The sequence below is a fragment of the Streptococcus thoraltensis DSM 12221 genome, assembly GCF_000380145.1.
Lineage (GTDB): Bacteria > Bacillota > Bacilli > Lactobacillales > Streptococcaceae > Streptococcus > Streptococcus thoraltensis.
Window position 1 is genome coordinate 112,472 of the sequence record NZ_KB904630.1, and the last position, 20,882, is coordinate 133,353.

General features: G+C 39.5%; 17 protein-coding genes and 1 pseudogene. 12 read left to right on the forward strand and 6 right to left on the reverse strand.

Annotation, left to right across the window (positions count from 1 at the left end):
- The first annotated feature begins 108 nt into the window (after positions 1 to 108).
- The 5 genes from A3IA_RS0110020 (at position 109) to A3IA_RS0110040 (ending at position 6,849) form a co-directional block, all read left to right on the forward strand.
- The gene (locus A3IA_RS0110020; RefSeq protein WP_018381190.1) at positions 109 to 2,475 is read left to right on the forward strand and encodes an amidase family protein; all 2,367 of its coding nucleotides are present in this window, start codon (positions 109 to 111) and stop codon (positions 2,473 to 2,475) included.
- Between the two features lie 196 nt (positions 2,476 to 2,671).
- Positions 2,672 to 3,301 carry an endonuclease III gene (nth, locus tag A3IA_RS0110025; protein ID WP_018381191.1) on the forward strand — a complete coding sequence of 210 codons (630 nt, stop codon included), beginning with the start codon at positions 2,672 to 2,674 and terminating at the stop codon, positions 3,299 to 3,301.
- A 147-nt stretch (positions 3,302 to 3,448) separates the two neighbouring features.
- Positions 3,449 to 4,780 (forward strand): hemolysin family protein, encoded by a 1,332-nt coding sequence (locus A3IA_RS0110030; protein ID WP_018381192.1) that lies wholly within the window; start codon positions 3,449 to 3,451, stop codon positions 4,778 to 4,780.
- Between the two features lie 198 nt (positions 4,781 to 4,978).
- On the forward strand, positions 4,979 to 5,770 hold the full coding sequence (gene pflA, locus A3IA_RS0110035) for a pyruvate formate-lyase-activating protein (RefSeq protein ID WP_018381193.1): 792 nt from the start codon (positions 4,979 to 4,981) through the stop codon (positions 5,768 to 5,770).
- A 143-nt stretch (positions 5,771 to 5,913) separates the two neighbouring features.
- Positions 5,914 to 6,849 carry a manganese-dependent inorganic pyrophosphatase gene (locus A3IA_RS0110040; RefSeq protein WP_018381194.1) on the forward strand — a complete coding sequence of 312 codons (936 nt, stop codon included), beginning with the start codon at positions 5,914 to 5,916 and terminating at the stop codon, positions 6,847 to 6,849.
- Positions 6,850 to 7,560: 711 nt separating this feature from the next.
- Here A3IA_RS0110040 and A3IA_RS0110045 read toward each other — a convergent pair.
- The 5 genes from A3IA_RS0110045 to A3IA_RS0110065 form a co-directional block, all read right to left on the reverse strand.
- Entirely contained in the window at positions 7,561 to 8,568 is a 1,008-nt protein-coding gene (locus A3IA_RS0110045; RefSeq protein WP_018381195.1) for a FecCD family ABC transporter permease, read from the reverse strand.
- Positions 8,565 to 9,581 carry a FecCD family ABC transporter permease gene (locus A3IA_RS0110050; RefSeq protein ID WP_018381196.1) on the reverse strand — a complete coding sequence of 339 codons (1,017 nt, stop codon included), beginning with the start codon at positions 9,579 to 9,581 and terminating at the stop codon, positions 8,565 to 8,567. The genes A3IA_RS0110045 and A3IA_RS0110050 overlap by 4 nt, the downstream gene beginning before the upstream one ends.
- Before the next feature lie 17 nt (positions 9,582 to 9,598).
- The gene (locus tag A3IA_RS0110055; RefSeq protein ID WP_018381197.1) at positions 9,599 to 10,543 is read right to left on the reverse strand and encodes an ABC transporter substrate-binding protein; all 945 of its coding nucleotides are present in this window, start codon (positions 10,541 to 10,543) and stop codon (positions 9,599 to 9,601) included.
- Positions 10,540 to 11,340: an ABC transporter ATP-binding protein gene (locus A3IA_RS0110060; protein ID WP_018381198.1), complete on the reverse strand. Its 801-nt coding sequence runs from the start codon at positions 11,338 to 11,340 to the stop codon at positions 10,540 to 10,542. Before A3IA_RS0110060 ends, A3IA_RS0110055 begins: the two co-directional genes overlap by 4 nt.
- Before the next feature lie 247 nt (positions 11,341 to 11,587).
- A complete protein-coding gene (locus A3IA_RS0110065; RefSeq protein ID WP_026217671.1) occupies positions 11,588 to 13,033 on the reverse strand; it encodes a UDP-N-acetylmuramoyl-L-alanyl-D-glutamate--L-lysine ligase in 1,446 nt (481 codons plus the stop codon).
- Between the two features lie 88 nt (positions 13,034 to 13,121).
- Here A3IA_RS0110065 and A3IA_RS0110070 point away from each other — a divergent pair, with 88 nt between their 5' ends.
- From A3IA_RS0110070 to tnpA, 7 genes and pseudogenes are all read left to right on the forward strand, one after another.
- Positions 13,122 to 14,756, forward strand: coding sequence for a putative polysaccharide biosynthesis protein (locus A3IA_RS0110070; RefSeq protein WP_018381200.1), 1,635 nt, complete (start codon positions 13,122 to 13,124; stop codon positions 14,754 to 14,756).
- Between the two features lie 509 nt (positions 14,757 to 15,265).
- Positions 15,266 to 16,360, forward strand: a complete 1,095-nt coding sequence (locus tag A3IA_RS0110075; RefSeq protein WP_018381201.1) for a cystathionine gamma-synthase — start codon at positions 15,266 to 15,268, stop codon at positions 16,358 to 16,360.
- Between the two features lie 9 nt (positions 16,361 to 16,369).
- Positions 16,370 to 17,536 carry a MalY/PatB family protein gene (locus A3IA_RS0110080; protein ID WP_018381202.1) on the forward strand — a complete coding sequence of 389 codons (1,167 nt, stop codon included), beginning with the start codon at positions 16,370 to 16,372 and terminating at the stop codon, positions 17,534 to 17,536.
- A gap of 92 nt (positions 17,537 to 17,628) precedes the next feature.
- Positions 17,629 to 18,258 (forward strand): uracil phosphoribosyltransferase, encoded by a 630-nt coding sequence (gene upp / locus A3IA_RS0110085; RefSeq protein ID WP_018381203.1) that lies wholly within the window; start codon positions 17,629 to 17,631, stop codon positions 18,256 to 18,258.
- Positions 18,259 to 18,454: 196 nt separating this feature from the next.
- Positions 18,455 to 19,057 (forward strand): ATP-dependent Clp protease proteolytic subunit, encoded by a 603-nt coding sequence (locus tag A3IA_RS0110090; RefSeq protein ID WP_277952188.1) that lies wholly within the window; start codon positions 18,455 to 18,457, stop codon positions 19,055 to 19,057.
- A gap of 148 nt (positions 19,058 to 19,205) precedes the next feature.
- Positions 19,206 to 19,466: a DUF2129 domain-containing protein gene (locus A3IA_RS0110095; protein ID WP_018381205.1), complete on the forward strand. Its 261-nt coding sequence runs from the start codon at positions 19,206 to 19,208 to the stop codon at positions 19,464 to 19,466.
- A gap of 382 nt (positions 19,467 to 19,848) precedes the next feature.
- A pseudogene (tnpA, locus tag A3IA_RS12115) lies at positions 19,849 to 20,332 on the forward strand (IS200/IS605 family transposase).
- A gap of 283 nt (positions 20,333 to 20,615) precedes the next feature.
- Here tnpA and A3IA_RS12810 read toward each other — a convergent pair.
- A partial coding sequence (locus A3IA_RS12810) for an IS30 family transposase (protein ID WP_018381206.1) occupies positions 20,616 to 20,882 on the reverse strand: 267 nt, incomplete at its 5' end.

Below are 20,882 nucleotides of genomic sequence, written 5' to 3' on the forward strand. Positions count from 1 at the left end.
TAGTATCTTCCTAAAGAGATGACATTTTATTGGGGAATTAGGAAACATATTCGAAAAAAATATATGCTATAATAAAAATGTTTTTATCAAAGTTATTAAGGAGTTGTCATGTCTCGTAAACCATTTTACAGTTTTAAAAGTTCTTATGTTTTAGCAGTTGTCCTAGCCTTATCAGCAGGTCAACTGGTGGTTTCTGATTTGGTTTCAGCAGATGAGACGTCAGATATTGAAACTGCGATGACAACAGTTATGACAGAACCAAGTAGCGAGACTTTAAATGCAGAAGCTACTGGTCTTTTGAGTAACAATCCACCATCCCAAAGCTCTTTCGAAAATGACAGCAGAAGTAATCAAGGAGTAGCTGAATTAGATAATGCTGAATTGATAGAGGTGATGACTGCTACTGATTCAGAATTATCAGCAAGGAATGAGAAGGCATCTCATTTATCAACAGGTCTAGTCACCAGAAAAATAGAGCCTAACTTAGCTCTTGGAGCGGACGCGAGTCAGGATTTAGAAGTGGATGCCATGACTCCAATCACACTTGACGACTATCGAAAAGCAAGTGCCAGTGAGATGAGTCAATGGATTAAGTCTGCTCGAGTAAGCGGAGAGCAGTTGCTTGATTTTGCCTTTGAGACAATCAAAGAAACCAATCCTGAACTTAATAATATTATTTCCATTAGAGAAGAAGCCGCACGACAAGAACTCGCAAATTTAGTTGATGAGGGACAACCTTTTTATAAGGTTCCAATTGTTGTTAAGGGCTTGGGGCATACTGTTGCAGGCGGACAAAATACTCAAGGGTTTACTTTTTTAAGCGATCAAACCTCTCGTTCTACCGGTTCTTTTGTAAAACAATTACAGAAATTGGGTTTTATTGTTATTGGTCAGTCAGCTTTTCCACAGCTCGGTTTAATTAATGTGACTAACTCTGATTTGTACGGCGTTACCCACAATCCTTGGAACTTGGCTTACAATCCCGGCGGTTCGTCTGGTGGTGCTTCGGCTGCAGTTTCTAGTGGTCAGGTGGCTATAGCTTCAGCAAGTGACGGTGGCGGTTCTACACGTATCCCAGCGTCTTGGTCTGGCCTTGTCGGGCTTCATCCAACGCGTGGTGTTTTAGAAGGCAATTCGCCAAGTTTGAAAAATCAGGTCAGTCATTTTGCGGTCACAAAGACAGTTGAAGATACTAAACATCTCTTTGAAGCCTTGTTGAAAGACAAAGCAAAAGAAAATCAGACTGATACAATCTTATCCACAGATCAGGTGATTGCCTATACGACAAAAACCCCTGCAGGTACCCCGATTAGTCCCGAAGCAGTAAAAGCTGTGGAAGAAGCAGTGGCTTTCTTGAAGCAACAAGGTTATAAGACTGTGGAGGTCAATTATCCTATTGATGGCAAGCGAATGATGATGGATTACTACACCATCGCAGCCAGTGGTACTGCTATTGCGGATTACTTGATTCATCAAAAATTAAAACGTCATTTGAGCGCAGATGATGTTGAATTACTGACATGGGCACTTTATCAAACCAGTCAATCTTTGACTCGGGAAGATGTGGCTGAGGCGTGGAATGATGTCGCTCTTATGACTGAAGAATTGAATCGTTTTTATAAGCGTTATCCTATTTTTCTAACCCCAACGACTGCTTATGCAGCTCCAGAAGCAGGTTATCAACATATTCCAGAAGAACTTAAGGCAAGACTGAAGGACATGTCTCTTTTATCGAAAGATGAACAGTTGGACTTAATCTATCAACAGTGGCTTCCAGCGTGGACGTTAACGCCGTTTACACAGCTAGCTAATTTGACAGGCACACCATCTTTAACCCTACCAACGCACCTGACAAAGGATGGACTTCCAATGGGAGTACTCTTTAATAGTTCAGCAAACCAAGATCGTCTTCTTTTACAAATCGGGGAATTATTTGAAAAGGAAAAAGCGCTAACGACCTTTACAAGTCTTGAGGAAATTTTGGATACTGTTGAGGTGCCGTACAGTGTTCAGTATATCCAGACAGACAGTCTGCCGTTTGGTTATAAAGAATTGCTTCAAGTTGGGCAGAAGGGTAAAAAGCAATTGATTTATCATTTATGGAAACAAGGTTTGAGCTTGGTGGAGGCACGCTTGGTTGGTGAAAGTCTTCTGGTCAGCCCTCAGCAAATGATTTATTTGATTGGAACAAAAAAATTAGATAATCAGATGTCTCCTTCTAGCGGTTTACTTTCCCAAAAGGTTAATGGGGTAAAAACTGTGGAAAACGAAGTGCATTCTAAGGAATTTGCAGTCTTATTAAGCGTTGATGTGAAAAAGCCTGTGCAAAAAGAGAGTGATAGAGGATTGTCACCAGAGCAGTTGCCAGAAACTGGGGATAAATCTACATGGCAATCAACGACTGCTATGATGTTGGGCTTATCATCTATTATGCTTGGTTTAGCAAAGGTAAAGAAAAGGCTATTTAAGTCATAAAGGCAGTCGAGCAGCTCTTCAATCGAGGGGCTGTTTTGAATCTGAAACTAGCAGTTATGCTATAATCACACTCTTCGAAGATCAAATGCAGACTTTGTTGTCTTGTTCTGATGAACTTCAGTTTTATCTGCACCAACGGCGCCTAGTCTGATGTTGATTTTCATTGCGTATAAGAAAAAAACAAAAAGGAATGTTTATGGTTTTATCAAAAAAGCGAGCACGTAAGGTTATTGAAGAGATTATCGCTCTTTTTCCAGATGCCAAGCCCAGTTTAGATTTTCGTAATAGCTTTGAATTGTTAATAGCAGTGACCCTGTCGGCACAGACAACAGATGCAGCGGTCAATAAGGTGACGCCAGCTCTCTTTGAAGCCTTTCCGACTCCCGCTGATATGGCTTTAGCAGAGGAAGAAGAGATTGCTAGGTATATTTCACGTCTGGGACTTTATCGTAATAAGGCTAAGTTTTTGAAAAAATGCTCCCAACAGCTCTTGGAAGACTTTGGTGGAGAGGTGCCCAGAACTCGATCTGAGTTGGAAAGTTTGGCAGGTGTAGGACGTAAGACAGCTAATGTGGTTATGAGTGTTGGTTTTGGGATACCAGCTTTTGCGGTTGATACCCATGTCACCAGAATTTGTAAGCATCATGATATTGTTAAAAAATCAGCCACTCCACTTGACATTGAAAAACGTGTCATGGAGGTACTACCTGAGGAAGAATGGCTAGCGGCTCATCAGGCGATGATTTACTTTGGTCGTGCCATCTGTCATCCTAAAAATCCAGAATGTCACAAATACCCTCAACTTTATGACTTTTCTGAAATTTAAATCAATCCAGTGCTTTCTTGGTGATGGGATTTGTTAAAAACGCCTTGATAAAAGGTTTTCTAGCAGGTTTAGGGCTGAAATGTTTAGCTTATTGCTAGATTTTATGCTATAATATAAGCATTATACTTACTTTTTAGGAGAACATTGATGGAAGACCCCGGTCAGTCCTTGATTTTACAATTTATTTTATTACTTATTTTAACCCTGCTCAATGCCTTTTTCTCAGCCAGCGAGATGGCTCTTGTTTCCTTGAACCGATCTCGTGTTGATCAAAAAGCCGAAGAGGGTGATAAGAAGTTCATTCGTTTGGTGAAGGTTTTAGAAAATCCTAATAACTTTTTATCAACCATTCAGGTTGGGATTACCCTTATTAACCTCTTGGCTGGTGCCAATTTTGCAGATTCTTTAGGTGAGGTTGTTGCCGGTTGGTTTGGCAACTCTAGACTTGCAGATACGATTGGGAGTGTGGTTTCCCTTATCTTCTTGACTTACATCTCTATTGTTTTTGGTGAACTTTATCCCAAACGAATTGCCATGAACCTTAAGGAAAATCTTGCTGTTATTTCAGCACCAGTTATTTTGGTTTTGAGTAAGATTGTAAGTCCCTTTGTTTGGTTGTTATCAGCCTCAACCAATCTTCTCAGTCGTATCACACCAATGAGTTTTGATGATGCAGATGAGCAGATGACACGTGATGAAATTGAATACATCTTGACTAACAGTGAAGCTTCACTAGATGCAGACGAGATTGGCATGCTTCAAGGGATTTTCTCTCTTGATGAGATGATGGCGCGTGAGGTTATGGTACCTCGTACAGATGCTTTCATGGTAGACATCAATGATGACATCAAGGAAATTGTTCAAGCTATTTTAAAAGAGAATTATTCTCGTATTCCTGTTTATGATGGGGATAAGGATAAGGTTATCGGTCTTATTCATACCAAGAAAATCCTTAATGATGCCTTTGCTAACGGCTTTGATAACATCAATATTCGTCGTATTATGCAAGAGCCCCTATTTGTTCCAGAGACTATTTTTGTAGATGATCTTTTGACGCAGCTGAGAGCAACCCAGAACCAAATGGCTATTCTTTTAGATGAATACGGTGGATTGGCAGGTATTGCGACTTTAGAAGATCTTCTAGAAGAGATTGTCGGTGAAATTGATGATGAAACAGATCTTGCGGCTGAGTCAGTTCGCGAAATCGCTGAAAATACCTATATTGTTCAAGGAACGATGACCCTTAATGAGTTCAATGGTTATTTCGATACAACCTTAGAAAGTGATGACGTTGATACCATTGCTGGTTACTATCTAACAGGGGTCGGGTCGATTCCAAGTCAAGAAGTTAAAGAATCCTACACAGTTGACAGTGGTGATAAGCAACTGACCTTGATCAACGATAAGGTTAAGGATGGACGCATTAACAAATTAAAATTATTGGTTTCTGAAGTTCCTAAGGAGGAAGAAGAAGCCTAGATTTCACATTCAGAGTTCAAAAGAGCTCTGGATTTTTATTTTAGGAAGTTGATGGGAAAGACTTTCTGACTGTACTATAAAAGAACTTGTCGTATTAGTCGCACCATTTTCTTGTGACTCTTTTATTTTAATGATGAAAAGTGTATAATAGAAAATATAAAAACGGTTACATAAAGTTTTCACGTATGGGAGGTTGCAATGACTGAAATTGATTATTCACAGGTAACGGGAATGGTACATTCAACAGAAAGTTTCGGGTCTGTTGATGGTCCAGGTATTCGTTTTATTGTCTTCATGCAAGGTTGTAAAATGCGTTGTCAGTATTGTCATAATCCTGATACTTGGCAAATGGAGACGAATAATTCACAGGAAAGAACAGTCGAAGACGTCTTAAATGAAGCAATGAAATACCGTCATTTCTGGGGGAAACATGGTGGAATTACCGTTTCAGGTGGAGAAGCTCTTCTACAAATTGAGTTTGTTACAGCCCTTTTTCATGAAGCAAAAAAATATGGTATCCATTGCACTCTGGACACTTGTGCTCTACCATTTCGTGACAAGCCAGCCTATCATGAGATTTTTGACAAGCTTTTAGAAGTGACTGATTTGGTACTTCTTGATATTAAAGCCATTCGTCCTGAGAAACACAAAATTGTAACAGGTCAATCTAACCGCAATATCCTAGCTTGTGCTCGCTATCTTTCTGACAAGGGGAAACCTGTTTGGATTCGTCACGTCTTGGTTCCTGGATTGACAGATGTCGATGAAGAATTGGAAGAACTGGGTGAATTTGTCAAAACACTTAAAAATGTGGATAAGTTTGAAGTCCTACCTTATCATACAATGGGTGAGTTTAAGTGGCGTGAATTAGGAGTTCCGTATAAACTTGAAGGTGTTAAACCGCCAACACCAGCGCGTGTTCAAAATGCCAAGGACATCATGAAGACAGAAACTTACACAGAATACATGAAACGCATGCAAGGTGCTTAATTGAATTCAGCTGGGACAATAGTCCTAGTTTTTTATTATAGTTTTTGTAAGATGAAGTAGCTTATTTACCAGCAAGCCCTTTGGTAGTTAGCCTGACTTATGGTATAATGTAACAGAATTTAAAATAATAAAGAGGTACAAACATGTCTAAATTTTTAGTTTTTGGTCATCAAAATCCTGACACAGATGCCATTGCATCATCATATGGATGGGCATACTTGGAGCGCACAGCCTTTGGTCGTGACGCTGAAGCAGTAGCACTTGGTACACCAAATGAGGAGACAGCTTTTGCGCTAAACTACTTTGGTGTAGAGGCTCCACGTGTGGTTGAATCAGCTAAAGCTGAGGGTGTTAGCCAAGTTATCTTGACTGACCACAACGAATTTCAACAGTCAATCTCAGACATCCATGACGTAGAAGTGGTAGCTGTTATTGATCATCACCGTGTGGCTAATTTTGAGACTGCAAACCCTCTTTACATGCGCTTAGAACCGGTTGGATCTGCGTCATCAATCGTTTTTCGTGCTGCCAAAGAAAACAATGTAGAACTTCCAAAAGAAGTTGCCGGTCTTTTGCTTTCAGGATTGATTTCCGATACACTTCTTTTGAAATCACCAACCACTCACGAATCAGACCCACAGGTTGCTAAAGAATTGGCAGAAATTGCTGGTATCAACTTGGAAGAATACGGTCTTGAATTGCTCAAAGCAGGTACAAATCTCGCTAGCAAGTCAGCGGCAGAATTGATTGATATTGATGCAAAAACATTTGAACTTAACGGTAACAATGTCCGTGTAGCTCAAGTAAACACTGTTGATATTAATGATGTCTTGGAACGCCAAGAGGAAATCGAAGCGGCAATCTCAGAAGCTGTTGTATCAGAAGGTTACTCCGACTTCGTCTTGATGATTACTGATATTCTTAACTCAAACTCAGAAATCCTTGCACTTGGTTCAAATATGGACAAGGTTGAAGCAGCGTTTAACTTCAAACTTGAAAACAATCACGCATTTCTTGAAGGTGCCGTTTCACGTAAGAAACAAGTGGTACCACAATTAACAGAAAGCTTCAATGCTTAAAAGATGACAAAAGGTAGAAATCATTTTCAATTTCTACCTTTCGGATTGGAGAAAAAGTCCATTTTGGACATTTTCTTCAATCTTTTTTTTTTGTAGCTAAAAACAAAACTCCCAAAAACGTTGAAATAATAGCGTTTCTAAAAGTTTATACTCTTCGAAAATCAAAAGCAGACCTTGTTGACTTGATTTGATGGCCTTCAGTTCTATCTGCATCGGCGGCGGCTAGCCTGTTTTTGATTTTCAGTGAGTATTAGTTATTCTTCATCTCCCTGCAAGATTTCCCGAATTATCAAATTTTAAGGAGTTTGTCTACCTTTTTTAGCCTTTTGTACACTGTAGTGGTGACTGATGGTCAAGTATGCGAGAGAATCATATTGGTCCTCTTTTTTTGCATGTTTCCAGCGATGAGTATTGAGTCTTTCTAAGGTGAGTTTTTATGGTATAGTTTTTTGAATTAACCTTGATACCTCATGACTTCCGACTTGCCGTACTCATACTCTTCGAAAATCAAAAGCATACCTCGTTGACTTAACTTGATGAACACCGGCTCTATCTGCATCGGCGGCTAGTCTGCTTTTGATTTTCATTGGGTATCAAGTACCTCAGTTCCTTGTCTGAAAGTTAATTCATTTGACTATAAAGTCAAAACTGAAAAAGCCCTATGACCCCTGTGGTGGTGTTACCCACTACAGAAATTATAGAGACTTTTTGTTACAGTTTCACTTTCGTCATTAAATAAAGGAAATAAGGCGCCCCAATTAAGGTGACAACAATTCCGGTTGGAATCCCTGTTCCAACAAGTAATACGCGCCCGATAGTGTCAGCAACCAAAAGTAAAATCATGCCAAGGATAATACTGCTTGGTATCGTCAAATGATGATCACCACCCAATAGTTTCCGTGTGATATGCCCAGCAACAAGTCCGACGAAGGTGATGTTACCAATTAGGACAACACTGAGAGAGGCTAGAGCAGTTGATAGGACGAGGACAATTAGTCTTTCCCTATGAAGATTTAAGCCTAGAGCTAGAGCGGTTTGTTCGTTGAGATTCATGATATTAAGAGACTGACTTTTGGTATAAGTGATGAGCCAAAGAAGAAGCAAAGCCGGTGCAAAGACTAATATCCTTGCCCATGACCCTCCAGAAATACTGCCACTCAACCAGCTGACAATGAAATCAACTTTAAAATCATCAATGCTAGAAACAATGGTAACCATGAGTCCTGACAATATGCTGGACATGCCGATACCAGCAATGATTAAGCGTGTTGGATTTACACCGTGATTCTTTTTACGAGAAATCCAGTAAACAGTGACAATCGTTGCTGCCCCACCCAACATTGCCAAAAAAGGTGTCAGTGCTATGGCTTTAACATCTGACAAGTCAGAATAGCCGACAACAAGTGCAACAACTAGTCCTGCACCAGAATTGATACCTAAAATACCAGAATCAGCCAAGGGATTCTTGGTAAGGTTTTGCAGGAGCAAGCCGGCTAAGGCAAGGGATCCTCCACCCAAAAGACAGGCGATAATGCGTGGCAAACGAATTTTGGTGATAATCAGAGTCATTCCTCTAGAAGCTTGACCGGTTAAGACATCAATAAGATCCATAAAAGAAGCGTTAGCATAACCGACTGATAAGGCAATGAAAAAACAGGTAGCCAATAAGAAAATTAAGGCAAGAAAGGTTAGCTTAGTGCGTTTAGGCTGTACAATCATAAGTATTTCCCCCTTCTAATGAGCCACAAGAAGCAAGGAAGGCCGACAACAGCAATAATGGCACTAATAGGCGTTTCTGTGGGAGGGTTGATCATTCGTGAGACAATATCGACCCAAAGTAAGAATACCGCCCCAGCGTAAGCTGATAAGGGAAGAATAAGGCGGTAATCCTTTGGAACAAAGAGTTTGATGACGTGAGGTATAATTAAACCGACAAAGGCAATCGAACCGACCATAGCAACAGCGCCTGATGAGATAACTAGAACGATTACTAATAATAATAAGGTAATGAGAAAAGTTTCTTGACCAAGGGCTTTAGCCACGGTCTCATTTAAACTGAGAATGGTTAATTGATGGGCAAATAATTGAGCTAAGACAAGTCCAAGAATAATAATAGGAATAATCAAGCTAATCATAGACCAGTTGATTTGTGCCAGACCACCTGCCTGCCAACCAATAACGGTGGTTTCAAGATTGAAATAGATAGTTATAGCTTGACCGAGTGCAGAAAATAGTGTGGAAACCATAGCTCCAGCCAAGATTAAACGCAGTTGATTGTAGCCCTTCCCTTTCTGATAGGATAGGATGAACACCATCAGAGCAGCAAGAGTAGAGCCAAAGAGACAAATTAATAAGATTTGGAGATAGTGGAGATTGCTAATAAAGGCATAGGCAATGATGAGGGCTAAGCCGGCTCCAGCATTGATACCAAGAAGCCCTGGATCAGCGATGGCATTTCGTGTAATCCCTTGCATAAGAGCCCCGGCTTGAGCCATGGCAGCCCCAACAAAGATGGCAGCTAGCATACGTGGCAGACGAATATCAATCACAACATCTTGAATTTTCGAATTGGTGAGAGGGTGTTGCAAAGCAGTTAACACTTCTTTGTGAGAAAAATTAACAGCTCCAAAGCGTAAACCAATGTAGCTCCCAAATAGGAGAAGGGTAGTGAGAATGAAAAAAACAAGCCAAAGTAATTTTGGCCTATTTTGATGAGTCATTAAGGGCGTCATGATAGCCTTTCTAATGATTAGTTAGCTTTTTTGACAGCAGTGGTAAAAGCATCTAGTTGTAGCTCAAGTGACATTGGGTCAGCGAAGTAGAAGAGGTTGTAGTCAACATTTAAAACGTGTCCTTCTTTAACCGCAGGAATGTTTTTCCAAACATCGCTTTCTTTAAGTGATGAGGCGGCTTTTTTATTATCTTTATTGATATTGACGACAGCATAGTCACCAATATAGTCGCCAAGAACTTCTTGAGAAACACCAAACCATCCCTTTTTAAAGACATCTTTTTGAACTTTTTCAGGTGCTTTATAGCCTAGAGCGCGGTATATTAGCTCACTGCCGCGACCAAATTCTGGACCATAGAGATAGATACTTTTATCGTAGAAATCCATCACAGTAAAAGTGGTATCTGGCTTGAGTTGCTTAGCCAGTTTCTTTTTCGTTTGAGACACTTTTTTGTCCCAATCTTGACGCCATGATTTGGCTTCTTTTTCTTTACCAAAAACCTGACCTAGTTGATCCATGACCTGAAGATAATCGCTAGCGCCAAATTCAATAGCTAGTACAGGTGCGATTTCTTTGAGCTTATCGATGTTTTCATCAAGTGAAAAAACAATAATCAAATCAGGATCTTCGGCAGCAATAGCTTCAGTATCAGCTGATGTCAGTTGTGGCAATCCTTTTAATTTATCGCCAAAAGCAGTGCTATTTTTTTCTAAATCAAGAGAATAAGAAGAGACATCAACACCAAGTTTTAAAAGATAACCCGTGTATGAATAAGCAAAGTTGACGACTTTTTTAGGGTTTTCAGGGACATCACCATAGTAGGTAAATCCTTTTATCTTAGGCATGCTAGAGATTTTAACTTCTTCTGATTTTGCGGTTTCTTTTTTAGAAGAGCTACAAGCTACCAGAAGAAAACAAGCAGTAATAAGACAAATGAGCGTTAGGAATTTGCGATTTTTCATAAATCCTCCGAATGTGATAATAATTGATAAGAGAGTAAAATGGGACGTTTGGAAACAGGATCGTCGATAATATGAGCCTTGATTTGGAAAATATCTTCAATACGTTTAGAGGTAATAATCTCTTTAACAGGTCCTTGATAACGAATTTTCCCTTTCTTCATAGCGATGATGTGATCGGAAAAACGGGCTGATAAATTGAGGTCATGGAGAACCATGATAATGGTTTTATCAGATTCTTTATTTAGGCGTTCCAACAATTCAAGAACTTCAAGTTGGTGGTTGAGATCCAGATAAGTCGTTGGTTCATCTAGAAAAATAGTATCGGTATCTTGAGCCAAAGCCATGGCAATCCAGACACGTTGGCGCTGACCTCCGCTGAGACTATCTACTTCAAGATTGGCAAGTTCTGTTACCTTTGTCATTTCCATTGCCCAGTGGATGCGATTGCGGTCATGAGCTGTCAGAGTTCCCAGATATTTTTGGTGAGGAAAGCGACCATAGGATACTAATTCATAAACTGTAATGCCCTCAGTTGCTTCTAGAACTTGAGGGAGCAGAGCGATTTTTTTTGCAACCTCTTTAGTGGGCATTGTTGCGATAGACTGACCATCAAGGTAAATCTGTCCTTTTTTGATGCTATGGATACGCGTCAAGGCTTTGAGTAAGGTAGATTTCCCGCAACCGTTAGCGCCGATGATGGTAGTTATGGCACCTCTAGGAAGACTGACCGAAAGATTTTCAATAATGGTAGTGTGATCATATGCCACATCAATATCGTGGGCTTGAATCTCTGACAAGGTAGGTCCTCCATTCTTAAAGTAACATTTCATCGACGAAATCTATGACGTGTTTTAAAGATTAAAAAATCCAATTTTTTAACTATTTATTCGGTCTGATCTTGACTAATCCGTGTTTGATTATAGCATAGTAAAAAGGCTTTCAAAAGCCCTTTTTACCTCTTTTTGCAGAAAATTTTCTTAACAATAATCATTCAAAAAAATATCAATAATAGTTATAAAAATGAGTGATAATCATTCTAAATAATCATAAAAATGCTTTTGCAACTTCTAAATCGCCATCGTATTCAGCGCGTTTACCTTCGACGATTTGATAGGCGTCTGCTCCTTTACCAGCAATGATGACGGCATCGTTTTCATTTACCGTTTCTTTCATAGCGGCTTGAATAGCTTCCTTACGGTCAATAATGATTTTGACAGGACGGCTGATGTGGCTAGCGATTTCTTCAGAGATGGTTTGTGGATTTTCAAAGTTGGGGTCGTCAGCCGTTAGGATAACACCTAGACTGGGGTACTGATTAATGACATGACCAAAGTCAGCACGGCGACTCTCTCCTTTGTTACCTGGGGCACCCAAAATCAAAGTAATCTGCCCTTTTTGGTGTTGACTGACAACCTCCAGTAATTTGGTTAGGCTATCGCCGTTGTGAGCATAATCGACAAATACTTTTGCACCGTTTTCTTGTGTCAAAACTTCCATGCGACCAGGGACACGGGTCTTAGAAATGCCTTTTTTGATGTCCTCAAGGCTTGCTCCCAGACGTAGACAGGCTAATCCGGCGGCAATGGCATTCTCTTGATTAAAGTCTCCAATTAATTGAATATCGTAATGTCCAGCTAGTTTCCCGATAGCATCAAAAGAAAAAGCAGTGCTGTTCTGAATAGCATTGTCAGAATCTTGACCATAGAAATCATGGGGGATATTTTCAACTTGTTCTTTAACAACTTGGAAGTGTTCCATACCACTGTTGATAACGGTTGCCTTGCTATTGAGCATTAGCAGACGCTTGTGGTAGAAATAATCTTCAAAGGTTGGGTGTTCAATGGGTCCAATGTGGTCAGGGCTGATATTGAGAAAGACCCCGACATCAAAGGTTAAGCCATAGACACGTTTGACCAGATAAGCCTGACTGGAGACTTCCATAATCAGATGAGTCATGCCGTTTGAGACAGCCTCAGACATCATTTTAAAAAGGTCTAAACTTTCAGGTGTGGTCAAGGTTGACTTGAAAAAGGTTTTGCCATCTAAAGTCGTATTCATTGTTGATAGCATGGCTGGCTTATGGCTTTCTTTCAAGATGTGATAGGCAAAATAGGCAGCAGTTGTCTTACCTTTAGTACCTGTAAATGCCAGTAATTGGAGTTTTTCTTGAGGGTTATCGTAAAAATCCATAGCAATCAGACTCATGGCTTGTTTGATGTCATTGACCAAGATTGCTGGGATACCGACTTCATAATCAATTTCAGAAACATACCAGCTAAGTCCCTCAGAGATGGCTTGTTCTAGAAATTCAGCTTTGAAGGATGCGCCTTTGGCAAAAAAAAGTGTCCTAGCATCGACATCTCGGCTGTCATAGCTTAATTTATCAAAACTAACCCCTTGCCAGTTAAAGAAATAACCTTGAGGGTGATTGATTTGACGGTAATTTTGATCGTTCTTTAATATATCTAATACGGTTTCTATTTGCATCATACTTCTTATTTTAGACCTATGGCTATAGTTTTACAAGTCCTATGCAAAAGTTTATAATAAATTGAAGAAAATTTAGAAGGATAAGAAAATGTCTGAAAGCAAATCCAAAGTCTCCCAACAGGAGCAGATGATGCGTGGGACTGCCTGGTCGGCAGCCGGAAGTTTCATCAGTCGTTTATTAGGAGTGGTCTATATCATTCCTTGGTACCTGTGGATGGGCGAGCATGCCAATGAGGCTAACGCGCTTTTTACGCAAGGTTATAACATCTACTCGCTCTTTCTTTTGATTTCCACATCGGGCTTAAATGTGGCAGTGGCGAAACAGATTGCAAAATATAATGCCATGGACAGGCGAGCTGAGACGATGCAGTTGATTCGTGAATTCCTCAAGTTCATGCTGATTCTTGGTCTCATCAGTGCCGGGATTATGTTTTTCCTGTCTCCAGTTATTGCGAGACTTTCAGGGGCAGGAGATGAGCTAATACCGGTTATTCAAAGCCTGTCTTGGTCTGTTTTTATTTTTCCGATGATGAGTGTCATTCGTGGTATTTTTCAAGGCCATAATGACCTGGCTCCATTTGCCAAGAGTCAAGTGGCAGAACAATTTATCCGTGTTATTTGGATGCTTTTGACAGCCTACTTTATCATGCAACTTGGTTCTGGTGATTATGTTAAGGCTGTCACTCAGTCAACCTTTGCGGCTTTTCTTGGAATGCTGGCTAGTATGGCTGTGCTTTTCTATTATTTAGCCAAATCAAACTTGTTAAAGCCAATCTTTTTTGAAAAGACAAAAGACGTATCTGTTGATGCTAAAGGCTTGTTGATTGAGACTTTGAAAGAGGCTATTCCGTTTATTGTGACTGGATCAGCCATTCAAATTTTTAGTTTGATTGATCAATTCTCCTATATTAATTTTATGACGCTTATTACAAGTTATAGTCGCTCAGAACTTTCAATTCACTTCGCTTATTTTGCTTCAAATCCTAATAAGGTTGTCATGCTCTTGGTGTCTGTTGCAGGCTCCATTGGGGGGGTTGGAATCGCACTATTGACTGAGAATTATGTCAAAAAAGATATGAAGGCGGCTGCTAGTTTGATTACTAATAATCTACAAATGCTCTTTATGTTCATTATGCCAGCCATTGTTGGAATCCTTGTTTTAGCCAAACCAGTTTATACAATCTTCTACGGTGCACCTAGTCAGATGGCACTTGGTATGTTTGTGGCAGCCATGGTTCAAACAGTATTTCTAGCTCTTTATATCATGTTGTCACCCATGCTTCAAGCCATGTTTGAAAATCGAAAAGCCATGCGCTATTTCATCTATGGATTGATTACCAAGATTGTCCTACAGATTCCCATGATCTACCTTTTTCATGGTTATGGTCCACTCTTGTCAACTTCTATTGCTTTAGCGGTTCCGATTGCGTTAAGCTATCTTCGCTTGCAACATCTAACGCCCATCAATGCCTCTGGTTTAACACGTCGTTTGCAATTAATTAATCTAATGACGCTTGCTATGGCTGTTTTGACCGCGATTGTAACACTTGGTTTAAGTTTTGTGCTGGATCCTGCCAGCCGTGTTCACAGTGTGCTTTATGTTGTTGTGGTTGGTGCTGTTGGTGTTCTAAGTTATGGCTACATGTCACTTAAAACTCGCATGCTGGATAAGTTGATTGGTGGCCGTGCCAATCGTCTTCGTGAGAAATTTAAGATTTCATAAATCACTATATTGAAGGTTGGACCACTGTCCAGCCTTTTATAGTCTTTTGTATTAACTTTGAGACATGGTCACTTTCGACTTGCCCTACTCATACTCAATGAAAAACAAGAACTGTCTGCGTCTTTTCTGTTCCTTGTTTGAAAGTCCATTCATTTGATTATAAAGTTGCTTGAAAACCTGTTTTTTTGCTAGTTGAGGTTGCTTGTTTTGCTTAATAACCCTATCTCAAGCCATCAGGGTGGTTCGTGTTGTTTATCCTCAATGAAAATCAAAACAGATTAGGCGACGCTGCTGTAGTTAGGACTGAACGTTATCAAATCAAATCAAGTCAACGACGTCTGGGTTCATTTTTGAAGAGTGTTAATCGCTATAATTTAAAACTATATCACTCTATCATAAATCGGTATAATCCTTTATCTGTTATCTTTTTTGAGAAATGTTAGAATAATTGTACTTGATTAAAATTGGCTATTATAAGTATTCTAGAATCAGAAAAATAGAGGAGATTTATGACTAAAGATTATCAATTGGCTACTGTTTTAGCGCAAGCAGGCATCAAATCAGATGATGCAACCGGCTCACTGGTTGCTCCAATCCATTTATCAACCACTTATCAACATCCAGAATTTGGCAAGTCCACTGGATTTGATTACACACGAACTAAGAATCCGACGCGAAGCATTTTGGAAGAAACGCTAGCAAAAATTGAAAGAGCAGACTTTGCTATTGCCACAAGTTCAGGCATGAGTGCTGTTGTTCTTGCATTTTCACTCTTTTCGTATGGAAGTAAGGTGGTTGCAGCGCGTGATTTATATGGCGGTTCTTTCCGTTGGTTTAATAATCAGGAAGCGCAAGGACGCTTTAAGTTCACTTATACCAATACCGAAGAGGAAATGATTGCTTCTATTGATGAATCAACTGATGTGGTTTACATCGAAACCCCAACCAATCCCTTGATGGTCGAATTTGACATTGAAAAAGTGGCTAAGGTGGCTCATGATAATGGAGCAAAAGTCTTAGTTGATAATACTTTCTATAGTCCTGTTTATCAAAATCCGATTCTGCTTGGTGCTGATATTATCATTCATTCAGCGACAAAATACTTATCAGGTCACAATGATGTCTTAGCAGGTGTTGTTGTCACAGATAATGAAGAGCTTTTTGACGAGCTGATGTATCATTACAACACAACTGGTCCTAATTTATCTCCTTTGGATTCCTATCTTCTAATGCGTGGTCTCAAAACTCTAAAAATCCGCATGGAAGCTGTAACAAAAAATGCTCAAGAGTTGGCGATTTTTTTAGAAAATCATGTAGCTATTAGAGAAGTTCTTTACACGGGAAGAGGGGGTATGGTTTCTTTTAAAGTTAAAGATCAAGGGAAAATTCCTGAACTATTAAACAGTCTCAAAATCATTAGTTTTGCAGAAAGTTTGGGTGGTGTGGAAAGCTTGATTACCTATCCAGCTACACAGACCCATGCTGATATTCCTGCTGAAGTACGCTCCTCATATGGTTTGACCGACGATTTGTTGCGATTATCTGTAGGAATCGAGGATATAAGAGATTTGAAAGCTGATTTAGAACAAGCCTTGAATAAGTAAGGAGATAGTATGACCAAGTATAATTTTACAGATGTTCCAGAACGTATAAAAACCAACGCTATCAAGTGGCAAAAAGTGAAGCAGGATTCGGAGATTATTCCTCTTTGGATTGCTGATATGGACTTCCATGTTTTTCCAGCCATGACAGAGGCGTTAGAGGAATTTGCCAAGATTTCTGTTTTTGGCTATGATGCTCCAAAAGATAGCCTCTATCAGGCTATTCAAGATTGGGAAAGAACACAGCATCAAGTTGCCGTTAACAAGGAAGATATTGTCTTGATTGAAGGAGTGGTACCGGCTATTTCAGTAGCTATCAAGGCATTCACGGATAAAGGGGATGCTGTGCTCATCAACACACCCGTTTACCCACCTTTTGCACGAAGCGTCACATTGGCAGAGCGCCTTTTAGTCACCAATTCTTTAGTGGATAATGATGGGCATTTTGAGATAGATTTCGACCAGCTGGAAAAAGACTTGGTTGATAATGCTGTTAAACTCTATATCTTTTGTAGTCCTCATAACCCTGGAGGACGAGTTTGGACCAGAGAGGAGATGGTTAAGGTAGCAGAACTTTGCCGAAAACACGGTGTTTATCTAGTTTCAGATGAGATTCATCAAGATTTAGCCCTTTTTGGAAATAAGCACCATAGCCTCTTGGCTGTCAGTCTTGACTATCAAGACTTTGCACTGGTATTGGCAAGTGCGACCAAGACTTTCAATCTTGCAGGAACTAAGAATAGCTTTGCGCTTATTCCAAATCCGAAGTTAAGAAAAGCTTTTATGGATGCGCAGTTGGCTAATAATCAGCACGAAGTTTCAACGCTGGGCTTTTTAGCTACCGAAACAGCTTTAAGGTATGGCAAGGACTGGTTGGATGAGTTAAAAACAGTTCTGGAGACAAATATAAATCTACTGACTGAAACCTTGATCGCACAAACAGATATTAAGGTTATGAAACCGGAGGGAACCTATCTGGTTTGGCTGGATTTTTCTGAGTATGGTATTGATCATAATGAACTAGGAAGAATTCTCCAAGAAGACGTTAAATTGATTTTAAACGATGGGGTAACCTTTGGAAAAGAGGGAGAATATCACTTTCGTCTAAATGTGGCAACACCAATATCTTTATTAGAAAAGGCTTTGAAGCGCTTAGTAAAAGCATTTCCCAAAAGATAGATGAATTTTATGTGATTGCCTTGCTCAAATCCTCCCCTCGAGGAGGATTTTTTGATATAATAAATAAAAACAATAGAAAGTGGTTTTAAATCATGGGAAAATTCCAAGTCATTTCACATCCGCTCATTCAACACAAGCTCTCAATCTTACGTCGTTCAACAACTCCGACAAAGGATTTTAGAGAATTAGTTGATGAAATTGCTATGTTGATGGGATACGAAGTGTCTCGTGACTTGCCTCTTGAAGACGTTGAAATTGAAACTCCAGTGACAACAACCGTTCAAAAACAATTGGCTGGTAAAAAATTAGCCATTGTTCCCATCCTTCGTGCTGGTATTGGTATGGTAGATGGGCTTTTGAGCCTCGTTCCAGCCGCCAAAGTTGGTCATATCGGTATGTACCGTGATGAGGAGACACTTGAGCCAGTTGAATACTTGGTTAAATTACCAGAAGACATTGATCAACGCCAAATTTTCTTAGTTGACCCAATGCTTGCGACTGGTGGCTCAGCTATCTTAGCAGTTGATTCGCTTAAAAAACGCGGTGCGACAAATATTCGCTTTGTATGTTTAGTGGCTGCTCCAGAAGGTGTTGAAAAATTGCAAGCGGCTCATCCAGATGTTGACATCTACGCAGCATCTCTTGATGAAAAACTAAATGAGCATGGCTACATTGTTCCTGGTCTTGGTGACGCAGGTGACCGTCTCTTTGGTACAAAGTAGAGATAGTGTTGGCATTAGCCAAAGGGGAGCAAGAGATTGCTCTTTCCTTTTAAATGTAAAATTAGCACTCTGCTACATAGAATGCTAAAAATTGAGTTTTTTATTTGACCTTTTTTGACCAAAGTCATATAATAAAATCAATCATTTAATTGGCAACTTTGTTTGCTAAGAAATAGTGAAATAGTGAAATAGTGAAATGGAGAAAAATATGATTCCTGTAGTTATTGAACAAACATCACGCGGTGAACGCTCTTATGATATTTATTCACGTCTTTTAAAAGACCGTATTATCATGTTGACTGGTCCAGTTGAAGACAACATGGCAAACTCAGTTATTGCACAGTTGCTCTTTTTGGACGCACAAGACCCAACTAAAGATATTTACCTTTATGTCAATACGCCAGGTGGTTCTGTATCTGCTGGTTTGGCTATTGTTGATACTATGAACTTTATTAAGGCTGACGTTCAAACCATTGTTATGGGGATGGCAGCTTCAATGGGAACAATTATCGCATCATCAGGTGCCAAAGGTAAACGTTTCATGTTGCCAAATGCAGAATACATGATGCACCAGCCTATGGGCGGTACTGGTGGCGGTACGCAACAAACCGACATGGCTATTGCAGCTGAGCATCTTTTGAAAACACGTCACAAATTGGAAAAAATTCTTTCTGATAATTCCGGACAAAGCATGGAAAAAATCCACATTGATGCTGAACGTGATCGTTGGATGGATGCTGAAGAAACACTTGCTTATGGCTTCATTGATGCTATTATGGATAACAACGAATTAAAATAATTCAGAATATGCCCTATCCTGTTTGGCAGGTTTCAGATTGAAGGGAATGTCCATTTTGGACTTTTTCTTCAATCTTTTTTCTTAGTATGTTTGTTTTGAAAATTTTGCTATAATAGTAGAAATAAGACTGAATTAGAAAAAGGGTACTATGAAAATCAAAGAAAGAGTTGGCCTTGCGATTTATCTTTATTATAATCGCGACGCTAGAAAGTTAAGTAAACTTGGTGATATTCTTTACCATTCAAAACGTTTTAAATACCTAATGATGTATATTGATAAAGAGCAAGAAGAAGACATTGTGGCGACTCTAAAAACAATGAAATTTGTTAAAAAGGTTAAGCCGTCGGCTCTTGATGATATTGACATGAATTTTGTTGGTAATCTGGAAAACACGGAACAGATTAACTGAAAAAAGAGACACCGTTATTAGCAGCATTAGCAGCGATAATCTGGATTTAATACGAGAAGGCATAATAGTGTCACTCTAATATTGGGACTGCTGGTCAGTTTTTAAAGATTGGTTCGAAGACAATACCTATGTAAAGGGATGTTTTTGAACCAATCTTTTTTTGCTATGCAATGGATATATTTTAGGGAGGAAAAAATCTAGTTGTTCATTTTGAGCAACTAGATTTTTAGTTATGTGGCTTTAAGCCCAGTCTCGCTCCGATAGGTGCGAGACAAATAAACCACTCGCTATGCGGGTGCGCATTGAATGTTATACAAAAAATCTCCAAACGCGACACAATAAAGGAATTCAAGCCTACTGTACAGCGAAAGGAGATAATAATATGGCACAAAAGGCACATAGTTTATCGCACACAAAATGGATGTGTAAATATCACATTGTGTTTCCCCCTAAGTATAGACGAAAAATCATCTATAATCAATATAGAAGTAGTTTGGGGGAGATATTTCGCCGATTATGCAGTTATAAGGGGGGAAATTATAGAAGGACATCTGATGCCAGACCATGTTCACATGTTAGTCAGCATTCCACCACGGATAAGTGTATCAAGTTTCATGGGATACTTAAAAGGTAAAAGTGCCTTAATGATGTTTGATAAACACGCCAACTTAAAATATAAATTTGGGAACCGCCATTTTTGGGCAGGGGGATATTACGTGAGTACGGTTGGTCTCAATGAAGCCACCATAAAGAAATACATCCAAGAGTAAACAAATAATCTGGGAGATTATTTGTTCCATGATATCGCACTAGACAAGCTGAGTGTGAAAGAGTATGAAGATCCCTTTAGGGATAATGGTAAGTAGTACAACTGCCTCTTTGAGAGGCTGGTGACGAGTCAAGAGCAGTGAGGCTTAAACAAAGTGAAAGCCAGCGTCTTTAGGCGCTGGCTGGGAATTTGGGCTTATAGCCCCGATTCAAACCACCCGTTAGACGGGTGGTCATGATTATCCCACACCGATAACAATAATGCTTCCTAGTATGATTAGAAAGAGTGTTAAACGATTATATTTTTTCATGTGAAAATCCTCGCTTTAGTTTTTTTTTAAATTATTATATGCTAATATTTATTAAACCCAAATTGTCAAATTAAGCTAGACATTTTACGTAACTCAGAAAAACCTGATATGGTGTTCGATAATTTAAAGATTTCCTAGGAATTCTATTTCGTTTATCAGTGATAGCTGATAAATATTTCTGAGGAATACCATTGAAATCCATTTGCTTTGGTAGTCCATGACGTCTTAATAAACCATTTGAATGTTCATTTAACCCACGTTGACCAGGGCAACCTGGATCCGCAAAGAAAATATCAATGTCGTGTTGGTTGGCTATTGTCTTCCAATTAGAGAATTC